The 24,961-nt window shown below is 68.0% G+C and carries 25 protein-coding genes and 1 tRNA gene; 8 read left to right on the top strand and 18 right to left on the bottom strand.

What is annotated here, in order from left to right; all coding sequences use genetic code 11:
- Positions 1–25 precede the first annotated feature (25 nt).
- Both EOW66_RS13845 and EOW66_RS13840 read right to left on the bottom strand, forming a co-directional pair.
- Entirely contained in the window at positions 26–733 is a 708-nt protein-coding gene (locus EOW66_RS13845; RefSeq protein WP_128156911.1) for a fimbrial biogenesis chaperone, read from the bottom strand.
- Positions 734–753: 20 nt separating this feature from the next.
- Positions 754–1,287, bottom strand: coding sequence for a Csu type fimbrial protein (locus EOW66_RS13840; protein WP_128156910.1), 534 nt, complete (start codon positions 1,285–1,287; stop codon positions 754–756).
- A 794-nt stretch (positions 1,288–2,081) separates the two neighbouring features.
- On the opposite strand from EOW66_RS13840, the gene EOW66_RS13835 reads away from it, so the two are divergent.
- Positions 2,082–3,890, top strand: a complete 1,809-nt coding sequence (locus tag EOW66_RS13835; RefSeq protein WP_128156909.1) for a histidine kinase N-terminal 7TM domain-containing protein — start codon at positions 2,082–2,084, stop codon at positions 3,888–3,890.
- Between the two features lie 227 nt (positions 3,891–4,117).
- Here EOW66_RS13835 and EOW66_RS13830 read toward each other — a convergent pair.
- Positions 4,118–4,194: transfer RNA gene (locus EOW66_RS13830), tRNA-His, on the bottom strand.
- 128 nt (positions 4,195–4,322) lie between these two features.
- Between EOW66_RS13830 and EOW66_RS13825 the strand changes: the two genes are divergently transcribed.
- The gene (locus EOW66_RS13825) at positions 4,323–4,559 is read left to right on the top strand and encodes a DUF6324 family protein (RefSeq protein WP_128156908.1); all 237 of its coding nucleotides are present in this window, start codon (positions 4,323–4,325) and stop codon (positions 4,557–4,559) included.
- Here EOW66_RS13825 and EOW66_RS13820 read toward each other — a convergent pair.
- The 6 genes from EOW66_RS13820 to EOW66_RS13795 form a co-directional block, all read right to left on the bottom strand.
- A complete protein-coding gene (locus tag EOW66_RS13820) occupies positions 4,543–5,013 on the bottom strand; it encodes an MmcB family DNA repair protein (RefSeq protein WP_128156907.1) in 471 nt (156 codons plus the stop codon). The genes EOW66_RS13825 and EOW66_RS13820 overlap by 17 nt on opposite strands.
- Before the next feature lie 318 nt (positions 5,014–5,331).
- Positions 5,332–5,682, bottom strand: coding sequence for a hypothetical protein (locus EOW66_RS13815; protein WP_128156906.1), 351 nt, complete (start codon positions 5,680–5,682; stop codon positions 5,332–5,334).
- A 142-nt stretch (positions 5,683–5,824) separates the two neighbouring features.
- A complete protein-coding gene (gene nusB, locus EOW66_RS13810) occupies positions 5,825–6,325 on the bottom strand; it encodes a transcription antitermination factor NusB (protein ID WP_128156905.1) in 501 nt (166 codons plus the stop codon).
- Positions 6,322–6,873 carry a 6,7-dimethyl-8-ribityllumazine synthase gene (locus EOW66_RS13805; protein WP_128156904.1) on the bottom strand — a complete coding sequence of 184 codons (552 nt, stop codon included), beginning with the start codon at positions 6,871–6,873 and terminating at the stop codon, positions 6,322–6,324. Before EOW66_RS13805 ends, nusB begins: the two co-directional genes overlap by 4 nt.
- Before the next feature lies 1 nt (position 6,874).
- Positions 6,875–8,008: a 3,4-dihydroxy-2-butanone-4-phosphate synthase gene (gene ribB, locus EOW66_RS13800; RefSeq protein ID WP_128156903.1), complete on the bottom strand. Its 1,134-nt coding sequence runs from the start codon at positions 8,006–8,008 to the stop codon at positions 6,875–6,877.
- Positions 8,005–8,601, bottom strand: a complete 597-nt coding sequence (locus EOW66_RS13795) for a riboflavin synthase (protein WP_113898917.1) — start codon at positions 8,599–8,601, stop codon at positions 8,005–8,007. Before EOW66_RS13795 ends, ribB begins: the two co-directional genes overlap by 4 nt.
- Positions 8,602–8,892: 291 nt before the next feature.
- On the opposite strand from EOW66_RS13795, the gene EOW66_RS13790 reads away from it, so the two are divergent.
- From EOW66_RS13790 to EOW66_RS13780, 3 genes are all read left to right on the top strand, one after another.
- Positions 8,893–10,104 carry a capsule biosynthesis protein gene (locus EOW66_RS13790; protein ID WP_380710329.1) on the top strand — a complete coding sequence of 404 codons (1,212 nt, stop codon included), beginning with the start codon at positions 8,893–8,895 and terminating at the stop codon, positions 10,102–10,104.
- A gap of 80 nt (positions 10,105–10,184) precedes the next feature.
- A complete protein-coding gene (locus EOW66_RS13785; RefSeq protein WP_128156901.1) occupies positions 10,185–11,315 on the top strand; it encodes a polysaccharide biosynthesis/export family protein in 1,131 nt (376 codons plus the stop codon).
- Entirely contained in the window at positions 11,315–13,342 is a 2,028-nt protein-coding gene (locus EOW66_RS13780; protein WP_128156900.1) for a capsular polysaccharide biosynthesis protein, read from the top strand. Before EOW66_RS13785 ends, EOW66_RS13780 begins: the two co-directional genes overlap by 1 nt.
- Here the strand turns inward: EOW66_RS13780 and ribD are convergent.
- From ribD to EOW66_RS13755, 5 genes are all read right to left on the bottom strand, one after another.
- The gene (ribD, locus tag EOW66_RS13775) at positions 13,339–14,427 is read right to left on the bottom strand and encodes a bifunctional diaminohydroxyphosphoribosylaminopyrimidine deaminase/5-amino-6-(5-phosphoribosylamino)uracil reductase RibD (protein WP_128156899.1); all 1,089 of its coding nucleotides are present in this window, start codon (positions 14,425–14,427) and stop codon (positions 13,339–13,341) included. The two genes, EOW66_RS13780 and ribD, sit on opposite strands and share 4 nt — an antisense overlap.
- Positions 14,424–14,891: a transcriptional regulator NrdR gene (nrdR, locus tag EOW66_RS13770; RefSeq protein ID WP_113898914.1), complete on the bottom strand. Its 468-nt coding sequence runs from the start codon at positions 14,889–14,891 to the stop codon at positions 14,424–14,426. The genes ribD and nrdR overlap by 4 nt, the downstream gene beginning before the upstream one ends.
- Positions 14,892–15,031: 140 nt before the next feature.
- Positions 15,032–15,448 carry a secondary thiamine-phosphate synthase enzyme YjbQ gene (locus EOW66_RS13765; RefSeq protein WP_128157052.1) on the bottom strand — a complete coding sequence of 139 codons (417 nt, stop codon included), beginning with the start codon at positions 15,446–15,448 and terminating at the stop codon, positions 15,032–15,034.
- Positions 15,448–15,768, bottom strand: coding sequence for a hypothetical protein (locus EOW66_RS13760; RefSeq protein WP_128151101.1), 321 nt, complete (start codon positions 15,766–15,768; stop codon positions 15,448–15,450). Before EOW66_RS13760 ends, EOW66_RS13765 begins: the two co-directional genes overlap by 1 nt.
- Positions 15,769–15,825: 57 nt before the next feature.
- Entirely contained in the window at positions 15,826–16,191 is a 366-nt protein-coding gene (locus EOW66_RS13755; RefSeq protein WP_121532633.1) for a winged helix-turn-helix transcriptional regulator, read from the bottom strand.
- A 105-nt stretch (positions 16,192–16,296) separates the two neighbouring features.
- Here EOW66_RS13755 and EOW66_RS13750 point away from each other — a divergent pair, with 105 nt between their 5' ends.
- Positions 16,297–17,160 carry an SDR family oxidoreductase gene (locus EOW66_RS13750; protein ID WP_128156898.1) on the top strand — a complete coding sequence of 288 codons (864 nt, stop codon included), beginning with the start codon at positions 16,297–16,299 and terminating at the stop codon, positions 17,158–17,160.
- 1 nt (position 17,161) lies between these two features.
- On the opposite strand, the gene EOW66_RS13745 is transcribed toward EOW66_RS13750, so the two are convergent.
- From EOW66_RS13745 to dnaG, 4 genes are all read right to left on the bottom strand, one after another.
- Entirely contained in the window at positions 17,162–17,554 is a 393-nt protein-coding gene (locus EOW66_RS13745; RefSeq protein ID WP_128156897.1) for a hypothetical protein, read from the bottom strand.
- 114 nt (positions 17,555–17,668) lie between these two features.
- Entirely contained in the window at positions 17,669–18,181 is a 513-nt protein-coding gene (locus tag EOW66_RS13740; protein WP_128156896.1) for a mismatch-specific DNA-glycosylase, read from the bottom strand.
- Between the two features lie 32 nt (positions 18,182–18,213).
- On the bottom strand, positions 18,214–20,223 hold the full coding sequence (gene rpoD / locus EOW66_RS13735) for an RNA polymerase sigma factor RpoD (protein WP_128156895.1): 2,010 nt from the start codon (positions 20,221–20,223) through the stop codon (positions 18,214–18,216).
- 135 nt (positions 20,224–20,358) lie between these two features.
- Complete coding sequence (gene dnaG / locus EOW66_RS13730) at positions 20,359–22,344, bottom strand: DNA primase (protein WP_128156894.1); 1,986 nt, start codon at positions 22,342–22,344, stop codon at positions 20,359–20,361.
- Between the two features lie 333 nt (positions 22,345–22,677).
- Between dnaG and EOW66_RS13725 the strand changes: the two genes are divergently transcribed.
- Together EOW66_RS13725 and EOW66_RS13720 are read left to right on the top strand one after the other, a co-directional pair.
- Positions 22,678–24,399: a TadE/TadG family type IV pilus assembly protein gene (locus EOW66_RS13725; RefSeq protein ID WP_128156893.1), complete on the top strand. Its 1,722-nt coding sequence runs from the start codon at positions 22,678–22,680 to the stop codon at positions 24,397–24,399.
- A gap of 45 nt (positions 24,400–24,444) precedes the next feature.
- Positions 24,445–24,960: a TadE/TadG family type IV pilus assembly protein gene (locus tag EOW66_RS13720; protein ID WP_128156892.1), complete on the top strand. Its 516-nt coding sequence runs from the start codon at positions 24,445–24,447 to the stop codon at positions 24,958–24,960.
- Position 24,961 lies beyond the last annotated feature (1 nt).

Raw genomic sequence — 24,961 nt, 5'->3', positions numbered from 1 at the left:
GGGCAACACCCGAGGGCGCTGCCGCTCACTCCCGCCCGAGCGGCACATCGAGCGTTCCGAAGTTGGTCTGCGCCCTGAGCCGCATCGCGCCGCTGCCCAGCCGGCCCGAGCCGATCGGCCATTGCATCACCGAACCGCCCAGCACGTAGCCGAGCAACCCCGGCCGCCGCACCGCACCGCCAAGCGTCACATCGGCGATGCGCAGATGCAGATCGCCCGTGTTGCGCGCGACCAGAACGGCGCCCGCACCGCTGCCGCGGATCGACCAGCGCAGCTGTGGCGCCGTCGCACCGGCGCCGACGAAGAACACCGGCAGCCGCAGCTCGGTGGCGAAATTCACCCGCCCGCTGCGCGTCATGCGCCGGTCCGGCACCTCGTCGACGATGACGCGATAGGCCTCCTCGCCGCGAATGCGTCCCTTCGCCGTGCGCACCACCCGCAGCGTCTGGCTCGCGCCCGGGGCGATGCGGGTCATCGGCGGGCTGACCACCACATCGCGCGTCGGCTCGAGACTCTCGGTGCCGTTGCGCTGCACCCAGCGATAGACGCGGGCCTGAACGGTCATCACCGCACGCGCCTCGTTGCGCAGCATCAGCTTGCCCGCCGCCGCAGGGGCCACCACCTCGAGCAGCACGGGCGCCACCCGCAATCCCTCCGCCGCCGCGGCAAGCGGCAGCAGCGATGCAAAAACGGCCGCGCAGACCACGCGGCACAGAAACGACAGCCCCCCCATGTCTCCTCCGGGCCGTTGTCTCAGAAGGTTACCGTAACCGTCACGGTGTCCGTATAGGTCCCCGTGGCGGGCGTGGTCTGCGCCGGAACCCGGCCATAGATGGTGAAGCTCTGCGTCGATCCGGTGCCGGTGCTGCTCACCGTATCGGTGGCCACGGTGTCGCCCCAGTTCGTGGCCCGCGCCGCGTCCGAGAACATCTGATAGTCAATGGTCGCGGCGCCGCCGGTCATCTTGCGCGTTGCCGTCGTCGCCCCGCTGCCACCGCCCGCGTTCAGACCGATGTCGTAGGCGGTGCTCGGCGTGCAGACGACATCAAGCGTGCTGGTGGTGTCGACCGCCGCCGTCAGCACGCCCGTGGTGCCGAAATCGAGGGTATTGGTCGCGGTGATCTGGCAGTCACTCTCAATGGTGATGGTGACGCCGAAGGTGTCGGTCACGGTCGTCGCTGACGCGCCGGTCGCCGTGGCCAGCAAACCAGCCGCAACGACCGCCGCCATCGGGAGGGCCCCGGCAAGGGCGGCCAAGCGGGGAATCGTTCGTTCAAGGGATTTCATGCGGGCTCCTGTTCGCAAAGACAATCCGTCCGGCACAAAACGCGCGCCCTGCTCACAAAACTGCGTGAAGCTTATCCCCGAAAGCCGCCCCTGGCGAGAGATTGCCGTTAGGGAAAGCGATTTCCAGGCACTGCGGCGCGGCTGCATCACCCTGCCCCGTCCTGCGAAGAGCCCGCCCTGCGCGCCAGATCGGGCCGGCAGCTTTCGCGCCCTGCCGTCCCGCCGAGCGGCCGGGACCCTCGGGGATCGGGCAATCGGGCCGGTCGTCGCCGCAGCAGGCCTCGGCGAGAGGGCGCAGCGTCGCCGCAATCGGTGCCAGAACCGGCACCCGCCCGAAGCCGGGGGCCGACACCAGAGCGGTGCGCTGCGGCCGCCCCTCGGTCAGGGGGCCGGTCTTGTCGAAGGCCAGCCCGCCGACGTCCTGCAGTCCCGGCAGCGGCTCGCCGCGGCGCACCCGCGCGCGGCCACCGCCGCGACACACAACCTTTCGTCGAGTGGCCGCGCCCGGCCAAAGCCGCCCGGGCCCGCGCATCCGAACCGGAAAGGCGCTCCGGACCATATCCGAGAATCGGCCGCGGCCGCGTCTCCGGCCAGCGAGAAGGCCTGCATGAACTGGCCTTTCTGCCTTGTTTTCAAAACCTTCGCGCTGTACCGTCGGCGCCGCTGACCCAACGGCATCAGGCCCCGCATCTTGCGCCCGACGCGCGAGGTCTCTGGTGCCAAGCCGAAGAAATCTCGACATGATCTCGCCTCCACACTGCCCAACGTGCAAACCTAGGTTGTCGAAGTAGACCATGAGCTGCCTGACGAATCTGGAATTCACCTTCGCGTCTGCGTTTGCCGCGGCGCTGTGGGCGGCCTGCGCCCTCATCCTGGTCTGGGTCGTCAGGAACAACCGTTTCGCCGGCAAACCCGCCTTCATCCTGACATTTCTGGCGATGCTGTGGTGGCTGTTCACCGTCGCCTTCGACCTGGCCTCGCCAGGCGAGACCTGCAAGGTCGGCTGGTCGCTGGCCGCCTGGCCCGGGATCACCCTGCTGCCGATCGCCTGGGCGTTCTTCGTCTTCGACTACACGATGAACACCCGCCCGGGCCGGCAGCCGGTCCGGCTTCTGCTTTATCTCGGCCTGCCATCCCTCGTCAGCATCATCGCCCTGACCAACAGCCAGACGCACCTGCTGTACGGCACCGGAACCCGGCTTGTGACGCAAGGCGCGCATCGGTTCGTCTTCTTCGACCACGGCCCGCTCTTCTTCGCCGTCGCCGCCGGCCTCTACATCTTCGTGAGCAGCGCCCTCGGCGTGCTCGCCTATGCCTTCCTCAGGGCAAAGAAGATCATCCGCCCCTTCCTCGGGGTCCTGATCGGCATCACCGCCGTGCCGCTGGCCGGCAATCTCGCCTATGTCGTCTGGGGCGTCACCCTGTTCGGATACGACCCGACGCCGTTCCTGTTCGCGGTCGCCCTCATTGCCCTGAGCTGGCTGCTGCTGAACAACACGATGATGGACACTGCCGCGCAGGGCCGGAACCTGCTGTTCTACGCCACGCAGGACCCGGTGATCATCCTCGACGCCGAGGGGCGGTTCGCCGGCGCGAACCCCGCCGCCAAGGCGCTGTTCGGCAAGAAGATGCCGCGGCGGGGCGAAGCCCTCGATCAGCTGGAGAAAATCGGCCCGGTCCTGAGATCCTTCATCCGCACCGGCGAGCTCGGGAGTGCGGAACCGATCCGGCTGCGGGGACGCGCCTTCGACCCGCGCCTTCTGCCGATTGAAAGCCCGATCCAGACCAAGCGGCCGCTGCTCGGCTGGTCCGTCTCGCTGGTGGACATCACCGAACGGGAACAGTCGGCAGAGGCGCTGCGCGAGGCGCTGGCCCGTGCGGAAGCCGCCAATCACGCCAAGTCGCAGTTCCTCGCCATGATCAGCCATGAATTGCGGACCCCCCTGACCTCGGTGAAAGGCGGGCTGGATCTGGCACTCCATGGCGCGGCGGGAGAGGTCAGCCCGGCGCTGATGACCTTGCTGACCATCGCCCAGAGGAACAGCCTGCGGCTGCTGAAACTGGTGGATGATGTCCTTGATCTGCAGAAGCTCGACCTCAGCACGATCACCCTGAGGCTGCAGGATCTGGACGCCGACGCATTCCTGCGCGACGTCATGGAGGAATACGAGGCCTATGCCGCGGAAACCGGCGTCCGGCTGACCATCACCTCGGCGCAAGTGCACCGGCAGCTGCGCGCCGACCCCGACCGGCTGAAACAGGTCGTCGGCAACGTGATCTCCAATGCCGTCAAATTCTCCCCCGAGGGAGGGCAGGTCGCGTGCTCGACCCGGCTGATCGGTTCGCGCCTGCGGATTTCCGTGCAGGACAGCGGGATCGGAATTCCGGACAACAAGGAAGATCAGGTTTTCGGACGGTTCAACCAGGTCGAGAGCGGTTCCTTGAAAGTCTCCGGGGGCTCGGGGCTCGGGATGCATATCGCCAAGATTCTGATCGAGCGGATGGACGGCGCGATTTCCTATGAAAGCCGCCTCGGCATCGGCACCACCTTCCACATCGACGTCCCGCTTGGCCCGCAGACGCACGCGCCAGTGACCGCCTGAGCCGGGGGGCCCGGGGGCCGGGGGCCGGGGGCCGGGGGCCGGGGGCCGGGGGCCTGTCATCGGCCCTCCCCTGCGACGGTGCAAGCCCCGGAATGCCGGGCCGGCCGGCGCCGCGACCGCGTGTTCCGGAAGCGCGGCGGCAACAGGCCTTTGCAGACAGGCTGCAAACCGTTTCCCGGTGAGCCGGCAACGGTCCCCGCGAAACCAGCACGATGTGAGGAGAGGAATGGTACCGCCTTCCCGGTTCGAACGGGAGACCCCCAGATCCACAATCTGGTGCTCTAACCAACTGAGCTAAGGCGGCACTGCGCGAGGATTTAGCGGCAGCCGCGCAGGATTGCAAGGGGCGGAAACAGGCCTTTCGGCATTTTCCGTTGCTTCGCGCCCGGCTTGGCGTTAGCCAACGGGCTCGACAGTTGCGGAGGCCGCCCCATGAGCATCAACAAGCAAAGCGACATCGCCGGTGACCTGCAGATCGGGCCGACCGATCACGGCATGGTGCGCATCTACATCGTCGGCGAGGATTTCGAATTCCCCTTCGACTTCGACCCGGAAGAGGCCGAAGACATCGCCGAGGAGCTGATGGCCGCAGCCGAGCAGGCCCGCGCGATCGCCGAGGATCAGGGCGGAAAGTCCGGCAAGGGCCCGAAGCCTAAGGGGAAAAAGTAACCCCCGCAGGCCCGGGCGCGAGCGGCAGGCCAGGGTCGGTGCGGCCCTGCAGCCGCAGCGCCGCGGTGCGCGCAAAGCCCTGCGTCACCGCCTTGCGCCGCGCCGGCGCAAGGCGCAGCTCGGGCGCCATCCGCGCGATCTCGCCGCCGAAGCGATCGGCACGGATCAGCCCGGTGTCAGCGGGCAGGATCTCGGCCGGGAAATCGGCATCCACCGCCCAGAAGAAGCGGTCGGCATAGTCGAGATAGCCGCGCCACTTGTGGTCCGAGGTGAAATCGGCCCGCCCCGACTTGCACTCGACCACCCAGATCTCGCCCTTGCGGCCAAGCGCCATCACGTCGACCCGCAGCCCGGGTTTCGGCACCAGCTCGGTCACACAGGCAAAGCCGTGTTCGACGAGGCAACGGCAGGCGCCGCGGGCGAGAAGCTGACCGGGGGTAAGATCCTGAGGCATGGGCATAATGTGAACAAATCATAAACACTTGTCCAGCCCGCAAAGCGCGCCCCGCCCCCTTGCCGAAGCGCCGTCAGGCGCCTATCTCTGGCCTTGGCGGTTACTGCTCTTCGCGTCAATGGGGCCCTTTTCCAGTGGCCGATAACCATTCCTGAGGGGGCTGGCTCTGTCGAGACCCTGGTCTCGTTACCTGGCTCCCACCTGACTTGTCAGGCTCTCGGGAAATTCACGCCCCGACGGTCGCTGCGGTTTCCGCCACCCAATGAAAAAGCCCCCCGCATCGCGGAGGGCTTTTTTCGTTTCGGAGGCTGCGACGGCTCAGCGCGGCAGGCGCTGTGCCTTGCGGCTGGCCCTGGTCTCGACCGGCACCGGAATCGGCGCAAGCTGCACCGCGGTGTCGAGCCCGGCCGGGATCGCGTCGCGCTTGCCGCCACCGGGGGGCGTCTCGTCCTCGGCCATGCGCATGATGGTGATCGCGAACTGCACGCCGGCGAAGACCACGGTGTTCGCGATGAACAGGATGATCACCGCGATATAGCCGATGTCCGACGACAGGATCAGGTGGCGCAGATGCGCGACGTCGAAGCCGAGCAGCAGGCCGACGAAGGCCGCCGAGAGACCGGCGCCGAAGATGATGTTGCGGATGTAGAGGCGGACGAGTTCGGGCATGACGATTCCCCTTTCGTTACATGCAATGTAACGCATGTCTGACGAATTCAAACAGTCCGGAATGCCGCAGGGGAAAATTCTTTTCCCCAATGCGGCAGATGCCCGCTCCCCGATACGGCAGATGCCCGCCAGACGGGCAGGCTCAGAACGCCTCGGGCCGGATCTCGCGCGCCATGTGGTCAAGCACGGCGTTGACGAATTTCGGCTCCTTGCCGTCCGGGAAGAAGGCACGGGCGACCTCGACGAACTCGTTGATGACGACGCGGGCAGGCGTCGCCGGGTTCACGAGTTCCGCCCCCGCGGCGCGGAACAGCGCGCGCAGCACCGGGTCGATCCGGTCGATCGGCCATTTCGCCACCAGCGCACGGTCGGTCGCCTGGTCGATCTTCGCCTGCCACATGACGGCATCGTCGAGCAGGCGGCGGAACAGGTTCATGTCGCCTTCCGCCAGCGCCTCCTCGCCCTCCTCGAGGGCAAGGCCGAAGCGATAGCTCTCGAACTCGCGCGCGACGCGGTCCACCCCCTGCCCCGCGGCCTCCATCTGGAACAGCGCCTGCACCGCATAGAGCCGCGCGGCGGATTTCATCCGGCGTTTCTCGTCAGAGGTCAGCTTCTTCGGGGTCTCGGGGGCGGTATCGGTCATGCTTGGCTCGGTCCTTCGGTCTCGCCGGCAAGGCGGATCGACTCACCCTGCGGGCGGAAGCCGATCCCCTGCGTCCGGCCCGCCCATTTGCGCGACAACGCGACAAGATGCAAGGCCGCAGCAGCGGCACCGCCGCCCTTGTTCTGATCGGCCGGGTCGGCGCGGACCTCGGCCTGAGGGCGGTTCTCGACGGTCAGGATGCCGTTGCCGATGCACACGCCCTGCAGCCCGAGCATCGTCAGCCCGCGCGAGCTGTCGTTGCACACGGTCTCGTAATGCGTGGTCTCGCCGCGGATCACGCAGCCGATCGCGACGAAGCCGTCGTAATCGGCCATCCGCGCCGCCATGCCGATCGCCGTCGGGATCTCGAGCGCGCCGGGCACCTCGATCAGATCGACGGTCGCGCCGGCCTCGGCCGCGGTGGCCTTGGCGCCGGCGATCATGTTGTCGGCGATGTCGCGGTAATAGGGCGCAACGACGATGAGCAGGCGCACCGGCTTGTCAAAGACCGGCAGCGGCAGGGTGTAGTGCTGTTCGTTCGCCGCCATCTCAATACTCCCGCGTGCCGTCGATCTCGAGCCCATAGCCGTCAAGCCCCACCACCTTCGGCAGGCCCGAATTGGTGAGCAGGATCAGCTTCGACAGGCCGAGCGCCGACAGGATCTGCGCACCAAGCCCGTATTGGCGCAGCGTCTGCGGCGAGGTCTCACCGGGCTGGGCCATCTTCATCGAGGTCTCGCGCAGCAGCACGACGACGCCGCGCCCCTCGGCCGCGATCGCCTCCATCGCGCGCCCCATCTCGCCGGCCCGGGCCGGGGTGAGGCCGAGCACGTCGGCCATCGGGTCGAGCGCATGCATGCGCACCAGAACCGGTTCGGGCGTGGTGATGTCGCCCTTGCTCAGCACGATGTGCTCGGCGCCCTCGGTCTCGTCGCTGAAGATGCGCATCGACCAGTCACCGCCGAAAGCCGAACGCACCGGCTTCTGCGCGGTCTCGCGCACCAGGTTGTCATAGCGGCGCCGATAGGCGATCAGCTCGGAAATCGTGCCGATCTTCAGCCCCTGGCGCTGCGCGAAGGCAACGAGGTCGGGCAGCCGCGCCATCGTGCCGTCCTCGTTCATGATCTCGCAGATCACGCCGGCGGGGTTCAGCCCGGCAAGCCGCGCGATGTCGACCGCGGCCTCGGTGTGGCCGGCGCGGACCAGCACGCCGCCCTCGCGGGCGCGCAGCGGGAAGACGTGGCCCGGCGTCGCGATATCGGCCGCGCCCTTGGCCGCGTCGATCGCCACCGCGATGGTGCGGGCGCGGTCATGCGCCGAGATCCCGGTGGTCACGCCCTCGCGCGCCTCGATCGAGGTGGTGAAAGCGGTTTCCTGGCGCGAGGAATTGTTCGCGCTCATCAGGCTCAGCCCGAGCGCATCGACGCGCGCCCCGGTCAGCGCCAGGCAGATCAGCCCGCGGCCGTGCATCGCCATGAAGTTGATCGCATTCGGCGTCGCCATCTGCGCCGGGATCACGAGGTCGCCCTCGTTCTCGCGGTCCTCGTGGTCGACAAGGATGAACATCTTGCCGTTCCGCGCATCCTCGATGATTTCCTCGATCGAGGAAATCACGTCGGAATAGCGCTTTTCCACCGGACCGGGCGTATCGTGAATGCCGGACTTGTCCACCGGTTGGGTCATGCGTTCCACTCCTGCAGCCGCGCGACATAGCGTGCGAGCGTGTCGATTTCGAGATTGACCGGGTCGCCGGGCTGCGCCGCGCCCCAGGTTGTCGCCGCCTTGGTGTGCGGGATGATGTTGACGCCGAAGGTGGTGCCCTCGACCTCGTTCACGGTCAGCGAGGTGCCGTTGAGCGCCACCGAGCCCTTCGGCGCGATGTATTTCGCCAGCGCCTCGGGGGCGCGGAAGGTGAAGCGGGTGCTGTCGCCCTCGTCGTGCATCGCGACGATCTCGGCCACGCCGTCGACATGGCCCGAGACGATGTGCCCGCCAAGCTCGTCGCCGACCTTCAGCGCCCGCTCGAGGTTGAGCCGCCGGCCAATGTGCCACGAGTTCCGCCCGATGCTGGTCTTCGACACGGTTTCGGCCGAGATCTCGACGTCGAACCAGTCCGCGCCCTTGGCGATCACCGTCAGGCAGACGCCGTCGCAGGCGATCGAGGCGCCGATGTCGACGCTCTCCATGTCGTAGTGGCAGCCGATCCGCGCGCGCAGATCGCCCGCCTGATCGAGCGCCCGGACCTCTCCCATATCGGTCACGATTCCGGTGAACATCCCATCCCCCTTGTATGGCTGCCCCTGCCTAGCCCGCACCGCCCCGGCACGCAAGACCTGCGCCCCGGGCCCGCCCCGCACAGCCCCTCTGCAAAAACGCCGGCATTGCCCCGGTCTTGCCGCATTGGCGCCGCGAACCGGCGCGAGACTGCCAAGAATTCCCCGTGACAGCTACGGCTTTTCGGCCCAGAAGAAGAAGAGTTCCGGAACCAGTTCATGCATCGTCACTCCAGTCGCACCTTCCTCTTGCTGCAGGGTCCGCACGGCCCCTTTTTTCATCAGCTGGGGCGGATGCTCGGGGCCGCCGGCGCCGGCGTCTGGCGCGTCGCCTTCAACCGCGGCGACGAGGCGTTCTGGTTCAACAAGGCAACGCTGATCCGCTACACCGGCTCGCCCGGGGACTGGCCCGCCCGCATCCGTGCGCTGCTGACCGAAAAGGGCGTCACCGATCTCGTGCTTTACGGCGATACCCGCCCGATCCACGCCGAGGCGGTGGCGGCAGCCCGCGCCGCCGGGGTGACGGTGCATGTCTTCGAGGAAGGCTATCTGCGCCCCTACTGGGTGACCTACGAGCGCGACGGCGCGAACGGCAATTCGCGGCTGATGACGCTCGGCGTCGCCGAGATGCGCGCCGCGCTTGCGCAAAGCGAAATCGAGTTTCCCGAGGCCCCGCCCCGCTGGGGCGACATGCGCCACCACATCTTCTACGGCGCGCTCTACCATTTCTTCGTCCTGGCGCTGAACCGGCGCTATCGCGACTTCCGCCCGCATCGCGACATCACCGTGATCGAGGAGTTCCACCTGTATCTGCACCGGCTGCTGCTGATGCCCGTCTACCGCATCGAACGGGCGCTCGCTACGCTGCGGGTGCGCCGGGGCGGCTTTCCGGTGCATCTGGTGCTGATGCAGCTCGAACATGATTCCAGCTTCCGCATGCACTCCTCCTTCGCCTCGCAGACCGAGTTCGTCGAACTGGTGATGGAGGGCTTCGCCGCCGGCGCCCCCGCCCATCACCACCTCGTCTTCAAGGCCCACCCGCTCGAGGACGGGCGCGCCCCCATCACCCGCGCGATCCGCGAGGCGACGGCGCGGCTCGGGCTCGGCGGCCGGGTGCATTTCATCCGCGGCGGCAAGCTCGCCGGGCTGCTTGCGCAGGCGCGCAGCGCCGTCACCGTGAACTCGACCGCCGCCCAGCAGGTGCTGTGGCGCGGCCTGCCGCTCAAGGCCTTTGGCCGCGCCGTCTTCGACAAGCCCGAATTCGTCTCGGCCCAGCCGATCGCCGAGTTCTTCGCCAGCCCCCGCCGCCCCGACACCCGCGCCTATCGCGACTATCGCCACTATCTGCTGGAAACCAGCCAGGTGCCGGGCGGGTTCTATTCCACCCGCGGCCGTCGGATCCTGCTGCGCCAGGTCGTCGACATGATGCTGTCACCCGAGGACCCCTATGACGCCCTCACCGCAGGAAACGCGGCGCCCCGGCAACAGTTGCGGGTGGTGCGCTGAACAGACTGGTTTTTTCTTGCGGTTTTCGTTAACTTCAGCCGCAAAAGCATAAAAGCGCCCCCGCGAGAGGAGCACGAGCAGTGAACGTCAATCCGTCCCGCAGGACCCTTCTTCTGGGCCTGTCTGCGGCTCTTCTGGGCACCGCGTCTTGCGGCCTGCCCCGGTCCGGCCCGAACAAGCGCGAGATCTTCGCCGGCTCGGTGATGAAGCAGGGCGACGCCTTCGTCGTCACCGTCAACGACCACGTGGTGCGCGCAACCGCGGTGCAGCCGGCGCTCGGCTTCACCTCCTCCTTCATCAAGGCGGGCGTGCTCGGCTCCGACACGATCAACCCCGGCGACACGCTGACCCTGACGATCTGGGAAAACGTCGACGACGGCGTGATGAGCAAGAAGGGCGTGCCGACCCAGCTGACCGAGGTGCAGGTCGACGGCGCGGGCTACATCTTCATCCCCTACGCCGGGCGCATCAAGGCCGCGGGCAATTCGCCCGACGCGCTGCGCAAGGTCATCACCGAGAAGCTCGATGCGCAAACCCCCGACCCGCAGGTCGCGGTGGCCCGCACCCCGGGCGACGGCTCGACCGTTTCGGTGATGGGGGCGATCGCCGGCCAGGGCGTCTATGCGATCGAACGGCCGACCCGTACCCTCTCGGCGATGATCGCGCGGGCGGGCGGCGTGACCGTGAAGCCCGAGGTCGCGAAGATCACCGTCACCCGCGGCACCAAGACCGGCACGGTCTGGCTCAAGGATCTCTACGAGAACCCGAAGATGGACATCGCCCTGCGCGGCGGCGACGTCATCCTCGTCGAACAGGACACCCGCTCCTTCACCTCGCTCGGCGCGACCGGCTCGCAGGCGCGCGTGCCCTTCGAGACGCAGACGCTCAGCGCGCTCGAGGCGATCGCCACCGTCGGCGGGCTGCAGACCGGTCTGGCCGACCCGACCGGCGTCTTCGTGTTCCGCAACGAGCCGGCCGAGATCGCCTCGGTCGTGCTTGGTCGCAACGACCTCGTGGGCGACCAGCGCATGGTCTACCTGCTCGATCTGACCGGCCCGAACGGCATGTTCCTCGCGCGCGACTTCGTCATCCGCGACGGCGACACCGTCTATGTGACCGAAGCGCCCTACGTGCAGTGGCAGAAATCGCTCTCGGCGATCACCGGCTCGCTCGGCCCGGTCAACTCGGTCAGCAACCTCGCCGGGAACTGATGCCCGGCGTCACGCCCGATCCGGCCGCCGGGGAGCTTTCCCGGCGGCTTTTCTTCTACAACGGCGGCTTCCTGCGCGCACGCCGGCTGCGGCAGATCCTGCGGGCGGCAGGCTGGTCGCTGCATCTGGGCCTGCCCGGCCCCGCCGACCGCGTGGTGGTCTGGGGCCGCTCGCCCTATGCCCGCCGCGGCGAGGCGGTGGCGGCGCGGCGCGGCGTCGGGCTGGTGCGGCTCGAGGACGCCTTCCTGCGCAGCGTGCATCCCGGGCGGGCGGGTGGCGACGGACCGCTCGGCCTGCTGATCGACCCCGAGGGGGTGCATTTCGACAGCGCCCGACCGTCGGCGCTGGAGCGTCTCCTGGCCCGCCACCCGCTCGACGACACAGCCCTTTTGCAACGTGCGCGCGACGGCATCGACCGGCTGAAGGCGCTCGATCTTTCAAAATACAACAATTTCGACGAACGCCTCGAACCGCCGCCACCGGGCTATGTGCTGGTGATCGACCAGACCGCGGGCGATGCCTCGATCGCCCATGGCGGCGCCAGCGCCCGCACCTTCCGCGAGATGCTCGCCGTCGCGCAGATCGAGCATCCGGGCGCGCGGATCCTGATCAAGACCCACCCCGAGACCCGCGCCGGGCTGCGCCCCGGCCATTACGGCCCCGAGCATTGCGATGCCCGCACGCAGCTGTTCACCGATCCGGTCTCGCCCTGGCAGCTGCTCGACGGTGCGATCGCGGTCTATACCGTCTCCTCGCTGATGGGGTTCGAGGCAATCCTCGCCGGCCACCGGCCCCGCGTCTTCGGCCAGCCCTTCTATGCCGGCTGGGGCCTGACGCAGGACGAAACCCCTGTCGCCCGGCGCGAACGCCGCCTGACCCGCGCCCAGCTTTTCGCCGCAAGCCACATCCTCGCCCCGACCTGGTTCGACCCGTGCCGGCAGCGGATCTGCAGCTTCGAGGAGGCGGTCGATCAGCTCGAGGCCGAGGTCCGCGCCCATCGTCAGGACCGCGCCGGCCATGTCGCCGCCGGCATGCGACTGTGGAAGCGCCGCCCGCTGCAACAGGTCTTCGGCCGGGAAACGCCGCTGCGCTTCGTCGATCCGCCCGGCCGCGCCGCGCAGGTGGCACGCGACAGCGGCCGCAGCCTGCTGATCTGGGCCGGCAAGGCGCCGCGCGGGCTGCCCGCGCTGCGCGTCGAGGACGGCTTCCTGCGCTCGCGCGGCCTCGGTGCGGATCTGATCCCGCCGCTCTCGCTCGTCACCGATGCGCAGGGCATCTATTACGACCCGACCCGCCCCTCGGATCTCGAAACACTGATTTCGCACGAACCGCCCCCCGGCGGCCGGCTGCGGGCAGAACGCCTGCTGACCGCGATCCGCAAGGCCGGGGTGTCGAAATACAATCTCGGCGGCGCCCTGCCCCCACTCCCCGAGGGCCACCGCATCCTCGTGCCCGGGCAGGTGGAAGACGATGCCTCGATCCGCCTGGGCGCAGGAGAGGTTTGCACTAATCTGGCATTACTGGCGCGGGTTCGGGCCGAAAACCCCACCGCAATTGTCCTTTTCAAACCTCACCCCGATGTCGAGGCGGGTCTGCGTCCGGGCCGCGTGGACCCGGCCGAGGCGCTGCGCTTTGCCGACCAGATCGTCGAGCAGGCCGATCCCGTCGCGCTGATCGGCGCGGTGCACGAGGTCTGGACGATGACCTCGCTGCTTGGGTTCGAGGCACTGATCCGCGGCGTGCCCGTCACCGTGACCGGCGCGCCCTTCTATGCCGGCTGGGGCCTGACCCGCGACCTTGGCACCATCCCGACGCGCCGCAGCGCGCGGCCTGACCTGCTCGCCCTCGTCCATGCCGTGCTGATCGCCTATCCGCGCTATTACGACCCGGTCTCGCGCCGCCCCTGCCCACCCGAGGTGGTGCTCGACCGGCTGACGAATGGCCCGCTGCCCACGCCCGGACCGCTGAACCGCAGCATCGCGAAACTGCAAGGTGCCTTCGCCGCCTGGGCGTTTCTCTGGCGCTAGCGCCGCCAGCGGTGCAGCACGTCGCCGCCGAGCGTCTCGACCGAGGCAAGGGTGAAGCGCGGCGCCTCGGGCAGATGCGCCAGCCCCAGCGGGCCAAGCGCCGGGCGGGCATCGGCGCCAAGCGCCACGCCCGCAGTAAAGCCGATCAGCTCGTCGACGAGCCCCGCCCGCATCAGCGCCGCGGCGAACTGGCCGCCGCCCTCGCAAAACACCCGCGTCAGGCCGCGCGCGCCAAGCGCCGTGCTCAGCGCCGCGACATCAAGCCCTTGACCAAAAAGCGGAACCTCGATCAGTTCGGCGCCAATCCCGGCCCAGAAGGCGCGCGCCTCGGGGGCCGCATCGGGGCCATGCACCAGCCACAGCGGCGCCTCGGAAACCGACCCCGCCAGCCGGCCGCGCGGCAGGTCGAGCCCGGTTGAGGCCACCACCCGCACCGGCTGCCGCAGCGGGGTGAAGCTGCGCACGGTGAGCAGCGGATCGTCCGCCCGCGCCGTGCCGCCGCCGACCAGCACCGCGTCGAAGCGCGCGCGCAGGGCGTGCACCCGCGCCCGCGCCGGGGCCGAGGTGATCCACTGGCTCTCGCCATTCGCAAGGGCAATGCGGCCGTCGAAACTGGTGGCAAGCTTCAGCGCGAGCCAGGGCCGGCCGCGGGTGATGCGGCTCAGAAACCCCGCCTGCAGCGCCCGCGCCTCGGCCTCCATCAGCCCGACCTCGACCGCGAGCCCCGCCGCGCGCAGCATCGCATGGCCACGGCCGGAAACCCGCGGGTCGGGGTCCTCCTGCGCGCTGACCACCCGGGCCACGCCGGCGGCGATCAGCCCCTCGGAGCAGGGCGGGGTCTTGCCGTGATGGGAGCAGGGTTCGAGCGTGACATAGGCCGTCGCCCCCCGCGCCGCCGCCCCGGCCATGTCGAGGGCGCGGCGTTCGGCATGGGGCCGCCCGCCGGGCTGGGTCCAGCCGCGGCCGACGATGCGCCCCTCGTTCACGATCACGCAGCCCACCGCCGGGTTCGGCCAGACATTGCCCAGCCCCCGCGCGGCAAGGCCAAGCGCAAGCGCCATGAAGCGCCGGTCGGCGTCGGTCACTCGCTCTCGCCCGTCTGCGGCCGCAGCTCGGAGACGAATTTGTCGAAATCGTCAGCGGCCTGGAAGTTCTTGTAGACGCTCGCGAAACGGACATAGGCGACGGTGTCGATCCGGGCCAGCGTCTCCATCACGATCTCGCCGATGGTGCGCGACGGGATGTCGGTATCGCCCAGGCTTTCCAGCCGCCGCACGATGCCCGAGATCATCTGGTCGATGCGATCGGGCTCGATCGGGCGCTTCTGCATGGCGATGCGGATCGAGCGTTCCAGCTTGTCGCGGTCGAAATCCTCGCGCTTGCCCGAGGACTTGATCACCACGAGGTCGCGCAGCTGCACGCGTTCATAGGTGGTGAAGCGCCCGCCACAGGCCGGGCAAAAGCGCCGGCGCCGGATCGCCACATGGTCCTCGGCCGGGCGGCTGTCCTTCACCTGTGTGTCGACATTTCCGCAAAACGGGCAGCGCATGGCTTCTCCCTTTTCCTGTTCCCGCCGCATGTGGGGTCTGGTGCCCCGGTTATCCACAGGACTATAGGGGGGAGGCGAGCTTTTGGGTAGCATAAATGTGAGACTACCAGATCCGGTGGGCCGGGTGTGGCGGCCGGGACTCAGCGCAGCAGCGCCACCACCTCGCGCCGCTGGGGCGCGCACCGATGTTCGAAAAGGTATATTCCCTGCCAGGTCCCAAGCGCCATTCGCCCGGAAATGACGGGAATCTGCAAGCTGGTCGGCAACAGCGCCGCCTTCACATGGGCTGGCATGTCGTCCGGCCCCTCGTAGGTGTGGGTCATCCAGGCGCTTTCCGGCCGGTCCGAGGGCGGCACCAGCCGGTGCAACGCCTCGGTCAGATCGCGGCGCACCTCTGGGTCGGCATTCTCCTGGATCACCAGGCTGGCCGAGGTGTGGCGCACGAAGAGGGTCAGCAACGCCTCCTCGGGCGCCGCCGCCTCGACCCAGGCGCGCAGCGCGCCGGTGAATTCGTAAAGCCCGGGGCCGCGTGTCGCGATCTCGACGCGGCGGTGCATCACGCGCCGGGCTGGGCGGCCTCGCGCCCCTTGGCATAGATCGCCAGACACTCGGGGTTGATGTCCATGATCGCGCGTTCCCTGGCGAAGGCCTTGTCGACCGCCGCGGCATCGAGCCCGGTCTTCGGCACGCCCACCGGCGCTTTCGAGCCATCGGCGATACCGGTCATCAGGGTATAGCTGCCATCCTTCTCGGCCGTGACCAGGGCAAAGCAGGTGCCCGCCTTGTCGAGGCTCGGCGCGGTCGGGTCGGTCGACATCCCCTCGAGCGTGCAGGCACCAAGCAGCATCGGGAAAAGCAGGAACAGGCGCGCGGTCATCGGATCCTCCGGAAGTCTTTTCCCAGAGGTAGCAGGCCCGCGCGCGCGGCGAAAGCCCTAGGCTTGCGCCGCGAAGGCCGCGCGCGCGGTGGCGATCTCGGGGGCGGAGGCCTTGGCCCAGTCGATCAGCGCGCAAAGCGGGCCGAGCAGCGAGCGGCCCAGATCGGTCAGCGCATATTCGACGCTCGGCGGTTTCGTCGGGAAGACCTGCCGCGCGATCAGCCCGTCGCGTTCGAGATCGCGCAGCGATTGCGTCAGCATCCGGCGCGAGATGTCGGGCAGGCTGCGGGCGAGCGCATTGAAGCGGCACGGGCCCGGCTCGAGTTCGAGCAGGATCAGTGTCGTCCATTTCGCCGCGATATGGTCGAGCACGTGGCGCACCGGGCAATTGGCGAGGTCCATCTGGTCCAGCATGTCGCGCATCGGTTCCCTCCAGGTAACCTTGGCAGGAAAACCTGCCTCCTTTCCGCATGATGATGTGGTCTCTAAAAGAGACTTATACACGATTCGCAACCGGAGGAAACGGAGATGAGCGAACAGACCTTCCTGGTGACCGGCGCCAACGGGCAGCTGGGCCAACTGGTGATTGCGGCGCTGCGGGCGCGGGTGGCGCCCGGCCAGATCATCGGCCTGGTGCGGCGCCCCGAGGATGCGGCGGCGCTCGAGGCGCAGGGCCTCGGCGCGCGGCTTGGCGATTACGACGACGTCGACAGCCTGACCGCCGCCTTTGCGGGGGTTGATCGGCTGCTGCTGATCTCGGGCTCGGCCGTGGGCCAGCGCGCGCGTCAGCACGGCAATGTCGTCGCGGCGGCGAAGACGGCGGGCGTGGGCTTCATCGCCTACACCTCGATCCTGAACGCGCAGGGCTCGGCGATGGCGCTGGCGGCCGAGCACAAGGCGACCGAGACGATGATCCTCGAGAGCGGCATCGCGCATACCTTCCTGCGCAACGGCTGGTATTCCGAGAACCTGCTGGCCTCGCTCGAAACCGACCTGGGCCTTGGCAAGCATTTCGGCGCGGCCGGCGAAGGCCGGTTCTCGACCGCACCGCGGCACGACTATGCCGAGGCGGCGGCCGTGGTGCTGGCGGGCGCGGGCCACGCGGGCAAGACCTATGAGCTTGCCGGCGACGCCAGCGTGACGCTCGCCGAATTCGCGGCGCTGCTGTCGCAGGCCGCGGGCAAGACGGTCGCCTATGTCGACATGCCGGAAGCGGATTATGCCGCGGCGCTGATCGGCGCAGGCCTGCCCGAGGGCTTTGCGAAGATCCTTGCCGACAGCGATGCGCAGGCGGCGAAAGGCGCGCTTTACGACGCGAGCCATACCCTCTCGGCGCTGATCGGCCATCCGACCGAGCCGATGGCCGAAACCATCGCCCGCGCGCTGGCCTGACCTAGTTGAAGGGCAACAGCGGCACGAGCGGGCAATAATGCTGCGCGGCGGCCGCGCTCAGCCCCTTGTCCCTGGCGCCGAAGCGGGTGAAGCCGCTGTCGGTCGCCTTGGCATCGCTGAGCGAGAAATCCACCCCCTCGCCCGCATGGCGCGGCGGGGGGGAGGTGCGGTAGATCCGCGTCGAGGACGGCAGGCCGAGCCCGCGCAGGACGAAATCGCCCGCAGCACACCAGAAGTCGTCATTGCCGGTGAGGCCGCCGAAGGCGACGTGGAACTCCTGCCCGCCGGCGGGCGCGACGCGCAACCCGTTCAGCGCGAGGAAATCGCCCGCCGAGGCGGAGCCGGCAGCAAGGGCGAGACCGGCGGCGGCGAGGGTTGAGACAAGGACACGCATGGGAAACTCCCTGAAGCCACCCGGCGCGACCGGGCAGGGGAAGGGTAGACCCGCGGGGGCGGAAGGCCAAGGGGAAGCGAAGGGGGCGCCGCCCCCTCTTCGGCTGCGCCGAATTCACCCCCGAGGTATTTCCGGCAAGGAGAAAGGGATTGCGCGCAGGAAGGTGCCGAAGGCGCGCCAGATCCCCTCGTCCCAGACCCCGTTCGCGGCGCCCGAGGTCGAGGGCAGGACCCAGACCGGAAGGCCGTCGAGCTCGATCGGGCCGAAACCGACGCGGGGCACACCAAGGAAGCGGCGCGCCGCATTCTTGCCGTTGAAGGCGAAGCTGTGCGGGCGGTAGCGCGCGAGAAAGGCCCGCAGCCGCGCGGGGTCATAGGCCTGCACCGGGATCTCGGCGTCGCCGCCCGAGACGCCTTTCGCAAGATCGGTCAGGCCGATGCCGAAGCGCAGAAGCCGCGCCTCGTCGCCGACGGCGAGCGCTTCGGGCACGAGGCCCGCGCGGTGCAGCACCGGCCAGAACTTGTTGCCCGGTCCCGCATAATAGCGCCCGAGCTCGGCCGAGCGGCGACCGGCGGCGGTGCCACAGATGATCGTGCGCAGACCGGGGGCAGCAACGTCGGGCAGCATGGCAAAACGCCCCCTTGCGGGGGCGCCTTTCATCACTGATCGAGGAAGGAGCGCAGCTTGCGCGAGCGCGAGGGGTGCTTCAGTTTCCGGAGCGCCTTCGCCTCGATCTGGCGGATGCGTTCGCGGGTGACCGAGAACTGCTGGCCCACCTCTTCGAGGGTATGGTCGGTGTTCATGCCGATGCCGAAGCGCATGCGCAGCACGCGTTCCTCGCGCGGCGTGAGCGAGGCCAGAACCCGGGTCGTCGTCTCCTTCAGGTTTTCCTGAATGGCGCTGTCGAGCGGCAGGACGGCGTTCTTGTCCTCGATGAAATCGCCAAGCTGGCTGTCTTCCTCGTCGCCGATCGGCGTTTCGAGCGAGATCGGTTCCTTGGCGATCTTCATCACCTTGCGAACCTTCTCGAGCGGCATCTGCAGCTTCTCGGCCAGCTCCTCGGGCGTCGGCTCGCGGCCGATCTCGTGCAGCATCTGCCGGCCGGTGCGCACCAGCTTGTTGATCGTCTCGATCATGTGCACCGGGATGCGGATGGTGCGCGCCTGATCGGCGATCGAGCGGGTGATCGCCTGCCGGATCCACCAGGTCGCATAGGTCGAGAACTTGTAGCCGCGGCGGTATTCGAACTTGTCCACCGCCTTCATCAGGCCGATGTTGCCTTCCTGAATGAGGTCGAGGAACTGCAGGCCGCGGTTGGTGTATTTCTTCGCGATCGAGATCACCAGGCGCAGGTTTGCCTCGACCATTTCCTTCTTGGCCTGACGGGCTTCCTTCTCGCCCTTCTGCACCTGGTTCACGATGCGGCGGAATTCCGAGATGTCGACGCCGACATACTGGCCGACCTGCGCCATCTCGGCGCGCAGCTCGTCGACCTTGTCGCCCGACTTCTCGAACAGCGTGGCCCAGGCCCGGCCGCCCTTCCCCTGCATCCGGTCGACCCAGGTCGGATCAAGCTCGTAGCCGCGGTATTCCTCGATGAACTCGCGCCGGTTGACGCGGGCAGCATCGGCAAGCTTCACCATGCCGCTGTCGATCGACATGATCTTGCGGTTGATGCCGTAGAGCTGATCGATCAGCGCCTCGATGCGGTTGTTGTGCAGATGCAGCTCGTTGACGAGACCGACGATCTCCGAACGCAGCTTCTGATAGGCCGCTTCTTCCGCCACCGAGAAGGTGCCGTCCTCGTTCAGCGTCGCCGACATCCGCAGATCCTGCATCTCGGCCAGCGTCGTGTAGTCGCGCGCGATCACCTCGAGGGTTTCGAGCACCTTCGGTTTCAGCGCCGCTTCCATCGCGGCGAGCGACATGTTCGAGTTTTCGTCGTCTTCCTCGTCCTCGTCCGAGCGCAGGATCGGGTTGCCGTCGGCATCAAGCTCGGGCTCGTTGGCGGCACGACGCGGTGCGGTGCCGGTGCCGGCAGCGGCCTCGCCGACCTCGAGCCCCTCGACCGGCGCCGCCATCTCGTCCTCGTCGCCGTCGAGCGAGCGCCCGAAGGTCGCCTCGAGGTCGATCACGTCGCGCAGCAGGATCTCTTCGTTCAGCAGCTCGTCGCGCCAGATGGTGATCGCCTGGAACGTCAGCGGGCTTTCGCACAGGCCCGCGATCATCGTGTTGCGGCCGGCCTCGATGCGCTTGGCGATGGCGATCTCGCCCTCGCGCGACAAGAGCTCGACCGAGCCCATCTCGCGCAGGTACATCCGCACCGGGTCATCGGTCCGGTCGAGCGTCTCGCTCGTCGAGGTCGCGACGGTGATCTCGCGCGAGCCGGAGCCGGTCTCGGCCACCGCGCCGCCGGCTTCGGGCTCCTCGCTCTCCTCCGCCTCGACGACGTTGATGCCCATCTCCGAGAGCATCGACATCACATCCTCGATCTGGTCGCCCGACACCTGCTCGGGTGGCATCACGGCGTTCAGCTGGTCGTAGGTGATGTAGCCACGTTCCTTCGCCTCGGCGATCATCCGCTTGACCGCGGCTTTGCTCATGTCGAAGGAGGTGTCCTCGTCCGCGGCGGTGTCGGGCTTGTTCTCGTCGATGTCCTTGGCGGCCATGTGCGCTCCTGCTCGGGCTTTCTCGGGCGTCGTCACGCCGGTGGACCGGGGCGCGACGGGATCGAATCGGTTGATCTGTCTTATCGAATCACGGGGTCGAATCACAGGGCCGAATCGGCCCTTTTGCGCAGCGTCTCAGAGACTGCCGCTTCCCCCGCCATGTTTTTCCAGAAGAGACTGCAAAAAGGCAGACATCGCTTCACGGTCCTCGCCCAGATCACTGGTGTCCTCCAGTCTCGATTTGCCGGCCTGATGCAACGCCTGGGTCGCCTGGGTGATTCGCCAGGTGAGCCCCTCGTCGGCCAGACCGGCCAGTTCTTCCATCGCCTCCTCGGTCTCGCTGCGCACGGCACGCGCCGCCTGCAGCTTGGCCAGCTCCTCGGCAAGGCACATGCGCGCGAAGTCGGTGTCATCGCGGCGCAGGACCGGGGGGGCGGTGCGCACATGGGGCTGGGCGAGCAGCTTTTCAAGGTCATCTCCCGCACGCCCAAGCGCCGCGGCGATCGCCTCGGGCGGCTCGGCGCAATGGGCAAGGATCAGCCCGCGCAGCCGCTCATGCGCCGGATCGACAAAGAGGATCCGGTCGAGCCGGGCCTCGAACTCGGCCACCAGCACCGGATGCGCGACGAGAATGGCAAGGATCATCGTCTCGCGCAGCGCCTCGGTCACGCGCTCGTCGGGGGCGGCGGCAAGCAGCGTCGAGCGGGTCGCGGGCAGCGGCAGCGCCGGGGCGGCAGGCCGGCCGAAGCCGGTCCCGCGTGGCCGCCAGGCACCGCCCTCGCGCGGCGCCTCGCGCCCGCCGCCGCCGCCGCTCTCGCGCATCGCGCGGGGCCGGTTCATGCCGAAGAGGTCCTCGCGCAACCGCTTGATTTCATCGCCGTAATGGGCGCGGATCGAGGGGTCCTGGATGCGGCGGATGGCGGCGCGCAGGCTCTTGTCAAGGGCGGCGCGGCGCTCGGGGCTGTCGAAGACCTTGCCCTCGATCTCGCGCGCCCAGAGCAGGTCGACCATCGGCCGTGCCCCTGCAATCACCTGCTCCATCGCCGCGCGCCCGCCCGCCTGGATCAGCTCGTCGGGGTCCTGCCCGCCCGGCAGCATCGCAAAGCGCAGCGCCTTGCCCGCCTCGAGAAGCGGCAGCGCGAGGTCGATCACCCGCAGCGCCGCGCGCATCCCCGCCGTGTCGCCATCAAGCGCGATCACCGGCTCGTCGTGGATGCGCCACATCAGGTGCAGCTGCTCCTCGGTCACCGCGGTGCCAAGCGGCGCGACGGCACCGCCGAAGCCCGCCTCGACCAGCGCGATCACGTCCATGTAGCCTTCGCAGACGATGAGCGGCGCGCCCTTGCCGCAGGCCTCGCGCGCGGGGCCGTGGTTGTAGAGATTGCGGCCCTTGTCGAACAGCACGGTCTCGGGCCCGTTCAGGTATTTCGCCCGCGCGTTCGGGTCCATCGCCCGCCCGCCCAGGCTGATCGCCCGCCCGCGCGCGTCGCGGATCGGATAGATGATGCGGCCGCGGAAGCGGTCATAGGGCGCGCCGCCGTCTTCGGGGCGGGCACAAAGCCCGGCCTCGACGATCAGATCGGGGGCGATGCCCTTCGCCTTCAGCGCGTTGAACAGGCCCTGACGCTGATCCGGGGCGAAACCGATCTCGAAGCGCGCCTGCGCCTCGGCGCCAAGCCGGCGTCGGGCAAGGTAGTCGCGCGCAGCGGCGCCGCCCTGCATCGACAGCTGCAGTCGGTAATGCTTCACCGCCTCTTCCATCACCTGCGCAAGCTCGCTGCGCCGGTCGGCCTTCTGCGCCGCGACCGGGTCGCGCGCCGGCATCTGCATCCCCGCCTCGCGCGCAAGGATCTCGACCGCCTCCATGAAGCTGACGTTCTCGGTCTCGCGCAGGAAGGTCAGCGCGTCGCCCTTCGCCTGACAGCCGAAGCAGTAGTAATAGCCCTTGCGGTCGTCGACGTGGAAGGAGGCGCTCTTTTCCTGGTGGAACGGGCACGGCGCCCAGAAGTCGCCCTTCGCCTGGTTCGACTTGCGCATGTCCCACACGACCTTGCGCCCGACCACCTGCGAGATCGAGACGCGATTGCGCAATTCGTCGAGGAAACCGGGTGGGAGACTCATGCCCCCTAATATGGCCCCTGCATGGCCGCTGTCGAGAGGGCGGCGCCGCGAATCGCGGTCAAGGGCCCGTGTGCGCTCCCCGCGCCGGCACAGTCGCGAAAACGTTAAGAAATCCCGCACCCCGGCGGCGCCCTGCGAAAGAAACATGGCGGATTGGCGCGAGATCGGAAACCGCCTCCCGTGATCGGGCGCATTCCCCGGCGGCCTCCGGACAATCGGGCAGCTTTGCCCGCCGAGCGCCCCAATTCCGCCCCGAAGCGCGCGCATACCCTGCCCTCGGAGCAGAGTCGTCGCCCCCGGCCGCCGCGCCGGGAGAAGCGTGGAGAGAGCAGCATGGTGAGTATCCGGCACAAGAGCAGAACCGCCCGTCGGCTTGCCCGTTTCCTGCGCGACGAGGACGGCGCCCTGATCCCGCTGGCGCTGCAGATCTTTCTGGTGATGATGATCTGCACCGGCATCTCGATCGACTTCGTGCGCCAGGAGGAACGCCGCACGAAGATCCAGAACACGCTCGACCGCGCCGCGCTTGCCGCCGCCTCGCTGTCGCAGGAGCTCGACCCGACCCTGGTCGTCGAGGATTACTTGCAGAAGGCCGGGCTCGACTATCTCGACGCGACCCCCCACGTCGAGGAAGGCAGCCTTGGCGAATGGCGCCGGGTGACGGTGACCGCCACCGACAACATGCACACCATCTTCGGCTCGCTCATCAACATCAACTCGTTGCAGGCGACCGGCGCCAGCACCGCGCAGGAAGAGATCGGCAATGTCGAGATCTCGCTGGTGCTCGATATCTCGGGCTCGATGAACGAGAACATCTATTACCCGACGAACAGCAGCTATGACGGCCGCTACCCGACCCGGATGGACAAGCTGCGCCCGGCCGCCCTCGCCTTCGTGGACAAGATGTTCAAAACGGTGCAACCGGCAAGCGCGCCGGCCGGGCGGCTCTCGATCTCGATCGTGCCCTACAACCAGCAGGTCACCCTCGGCCCGCGGACTTCGGTCGGGTTCAACCTCTCGACCGATCACACGCAAAACACCTGTGCCGACATCGAGACCCTGTCCGACGGCGATTTTGCCATTTCGTCGACCCGAGCATTGCAGCGCACGATGTTCGGCGACAGCTTCGACTATTGGGGGCAGCCCGCGCTTGGCCAGGGCAACTGGTCGCTGGCAACCCGGACCAATATCGCGAACTGCCCGAATGCGAGCGCGGCGGCGGTTCTGGCCTTCGCCAACAACCAGACGACGATCAACACCGCGATCAACGCCCTCACCCCGGGCGGCGACACCGCGATCGACGTCGGCGCCCGCTGGGGGCTTGCGCTGCTCGACCCGGCTGCGCGCGACGCGCTCAATGCGATGAAATCCGCAGGCTACGTGAGCAGCGACCTCGCAGGGCGCCCCTTCGACTACAACGACGGCACGCAGACGACCAACAACAGTTCGATGAAGGTGCTGGTGCTGATGACCGACGGGCAGAACACCCGTTCCTATTCGACCAAGGCCGCCTATCGCACCGGCGCTTCCGGCTTCGTGTCGACCTACAGCGCCACGGCCTTTGCGGATTCGAGCACGAACAGCACCTGGTGGAACAACCTCTATTACTACGTCCCGGGCCGCAGCCAGCCTTACTACAAGCTGTCGACCGGCTCTTGGTACAGCTCGCCCGGCACGAACCGCTATCCGATCAGCTGGGAGACGGTGTGGAGCAAGGGCTACACCCTGCAATATGTGATCAACACCTTCCTCTACAATTCGCTGCGGGCCGCCAACGGCTCTGCCAACAAGACCAGCATCTACAACGACATGGCGGTGCAGTCGGAATTCAGCCAGAAGGACACGGCGCTGCTGAAGCTGTGCGACGTCGCCAAGGACCGCACGCACGGCATCTATGTCTTCACCGTCGCGGTGAACGCCCCGACCGAAGGCAAGGCGATCCTGTCGCAATGCGCGACCTCGGCGGGCTATGCCTATGACGTCAACGCCGAGGATCTGACCGACGCCTTCACCTCGATCGCCTCGGCGATCAACGCGCTGCGGCTGACGAACTGAGGGGGGCGACAGATGCGCAGGACCCACCGCCCCGGACCCCACCTGATGCACCGGCTTCGGCACGAGGACGGCGCCGTCACCATCCCGACGCTCTTCTGGCTGCCGCTGTTCTTCATGATCATGCTGGCCGGGGTCGAGATGATGGTGACGAACCTGCGCCAGATCCTGCTCGAACGCGCCGTCGACGTGGCAACCCGCGAGCTGCGGCTTGGCAACCTGGTCAACCTGACACATGACCAGCTGAAGCAGAAGATCTGCGCGGCCATCCGCTATGTGCCCGACTGCACCGAGAACCTCGCGGTCGAGATCTTCCCGGTCGACACCACGACTTGGCAGCTCTCCAACACCAACGGCACCATGTGCACCGACTCGAGCAGCACCACGGAGCTGAACCCGACACTCGATTACGGCGCCTCGAACCAGCTGATGGTGGTGCGCGCCTGTCTGAAGCTGAAGGCGATGTCCGATATGGACCCGCTTGGCGCCGCGCTGGTGAAGGACGCAAGCGGCCGTTTCGCCCTTGTCGCGATGACCGCCTATGTCAACGAGCCGAGGAATTGAT

Source organism: Paenirhodobacter huangdaonensis, from assembly GCF_004022465.1.
GTDB lineage: Bacteria > Pseudomonadota > Alphaproteobacteria > Rhodobacterales > Rhodobacteraceae > Rhodobacter > Rhodobacter huangdaonensis.
Note: the sequence above shows the minus strand (reverse complement) of the source record. Positions and strands in the feature narration are given on the sequence as shown.

What these genes read in the sequence shown, in the direction of transcription:
- EOW66_RS13845 (WP_128156911.1), bottom strand. Translation starts at nt 733, where the DNA reads ATGGGGGGGCTGTCGTTTCTGTGCCGCGTGGTCTGCGCGGCCGTTTTT.
- EOW66_RS13840 (WP_128156910.1), bottom strand. Translation starts at nt 1,287, where the DNA reads ATGAAATCCCTTGAACGAACGATTCCCCGCTTGGCCGCCCTTGCCGGG.
- EOW66_RS13835 (WP_128156909.1), top strand. Translation starts at nt 2,082, where the DNA reads ATGAGCTGCCTGACGAATCTGGAATTCACCTTCGCGTCTGCGTTTGCC.
- EOW66_RS13825 (WP_128156908.1), top strand. Translation starts at nt 4,323, where the DNA reads ATGAGCATCAACAAGCAAAGCGACATCGCCGGTGACCTGCAGATCGGG.
- EOW66_RS13820 (WP_128156907.1), bottom strand. Translation starts at nt 5,013, where the DNA reads ATGCCTCAGGATCTTACCCCCGGTCAGCTTCTCGCCCGCGGCGCCTGC.
- EOW66_RS13815 (WP_128156906.1), bottom strand. Translation starts at nt 5,682, where the DNA reads ATGCCCGAACTCGTCCGCCTCTACATCCGCAACATCATCTTCGGCGCC.
- nusB (WP_128156905.1), bottom strand. Translation starts at nt 6,325, where the DNA reads ATGACCGATACCGCCCCCGAGACCCCGAAGAAGCTGACCTCTGACGAG.
- EOW66_RS13805 (WP_128156904.1), bottom strand. Translation starts at nt 6,873, where the DNA reads ATGGCGGCGAACGAACAGCACTACACCCTGCCGCTGCCGGTCTTTGAC.
- ribB (WP_128156903.1), bottom strand. Translation starts at nt 8,008, where the DNA reads ATGACCCAACCGGTGGACAAGTCCGGCATTCACGATACGCCCGGTCCG.
- EOW66_RS13795 (WP_113898917.1), bottom strand. Translation starts at nt 8,601, where the DNA reads ATGTTCACCGGAATCGTGACCGATATGGGAGAGGTCCGGGCGCTCGAT.
- EOW66_RS13790 (WP_380710329.1), top strand. Translation starts at nt 8,893, where the DNA reads ATGCTCGGGGCCGCCGGCGCCGGCGTCTGGCGCGTCGCCTTCAACCGC.
- EOW66_RS13780 (WP_128156900.1), top strand. Translation starts at nt 11,315, where the DNA reads ATGCCCGGCGTCACGCCCGATCCGGCCGCCGGGGAGCTTTCCCGGCGG.
- nrdR (WP_113898914.1), bottom strand. Translation starts at nt 14,891, where the DNA reads ATGCGCTGCCCGTTTTGCGGAAATGTCGACACACAGGTGAAGGACAGC.
- EOW66_RS13765 (WP_128157052.1), bottom strand. Translation starts at nt 15,448, where the DNA reads ATGCACCGCCGCGTCGAGATCGCGACACGCGGCCCCGGGCTTTACGAA.
- EOW66_RS13760 (WP_128151101.1), bottom strand. Translation starts at nt 15,768, where the DNA reads ATGACCGCGCGCCTGTTCCTGCTTTTCCCGATGCTGCTTGGTGCCTGC.
- EOW66_RS13755 (WP_121532633.1), bottom strand. Translation starts at nt 16,191, where the DNA reads ATGCGCGACATGCTGGACCAGATGGACCTCGCCAATTGCCCGGTGCGC.
- EOW66_RS13750 (WP_128156898.1), top strand. Translation starts at nt 16,297, where the DNA reads ATGAGCGAACAGACCTTCCTGGTGACCGGCGCCAACGGGCAGCTGGGC.
- EOW66_RS13745 (WP_128156897.1), bottom strand. Translation starts at nt 17,554, where the DNA reads ATGCGTGTCCTTGTCTCAACCCTCGCCGCCGCCGGTCTCGCCCTTGCT.
- EOW66_RS13740 (WP_128156896.1), bottom strand. Translation starts at nt 18,181, where the DNA reads ATGCTGCCCGACGTTGCTGCCCCCGGTCTGCGCACGATCATCTGTGGC.
- rpoD (WP_128156895.1), bottom strand. Translation starts at nt 20,223, where the DNA reads ATGGCCGCCAAGGACATCGACGAGAACAAGCCCGACACCGCCGCGGAC.
- dnaG (WP_128156894.1), bottom strand. Translation starts at nt 22,344, where the DNA reads ATGAGTCTCCCACCCGGTTTCCTCGACGAATTGCGCAATCGCGTCTCG.
- EOW66_RS13725 (WP_128156893.1), top strand. Translation starts at nt 22,678, where the DNA reads ATGGTGAGTATCCGGCACAAGAGCAGAACCGCCCGTCGGCTTGCCCGT.
- EOW66_RS13720 (WP_128156892.1), top strand. Translation starts at nt 24,445, where the DNA reads ATGCACCGGCTTCGGCACGAGGACGGCGCCGTCACCATCCCGACGCTC.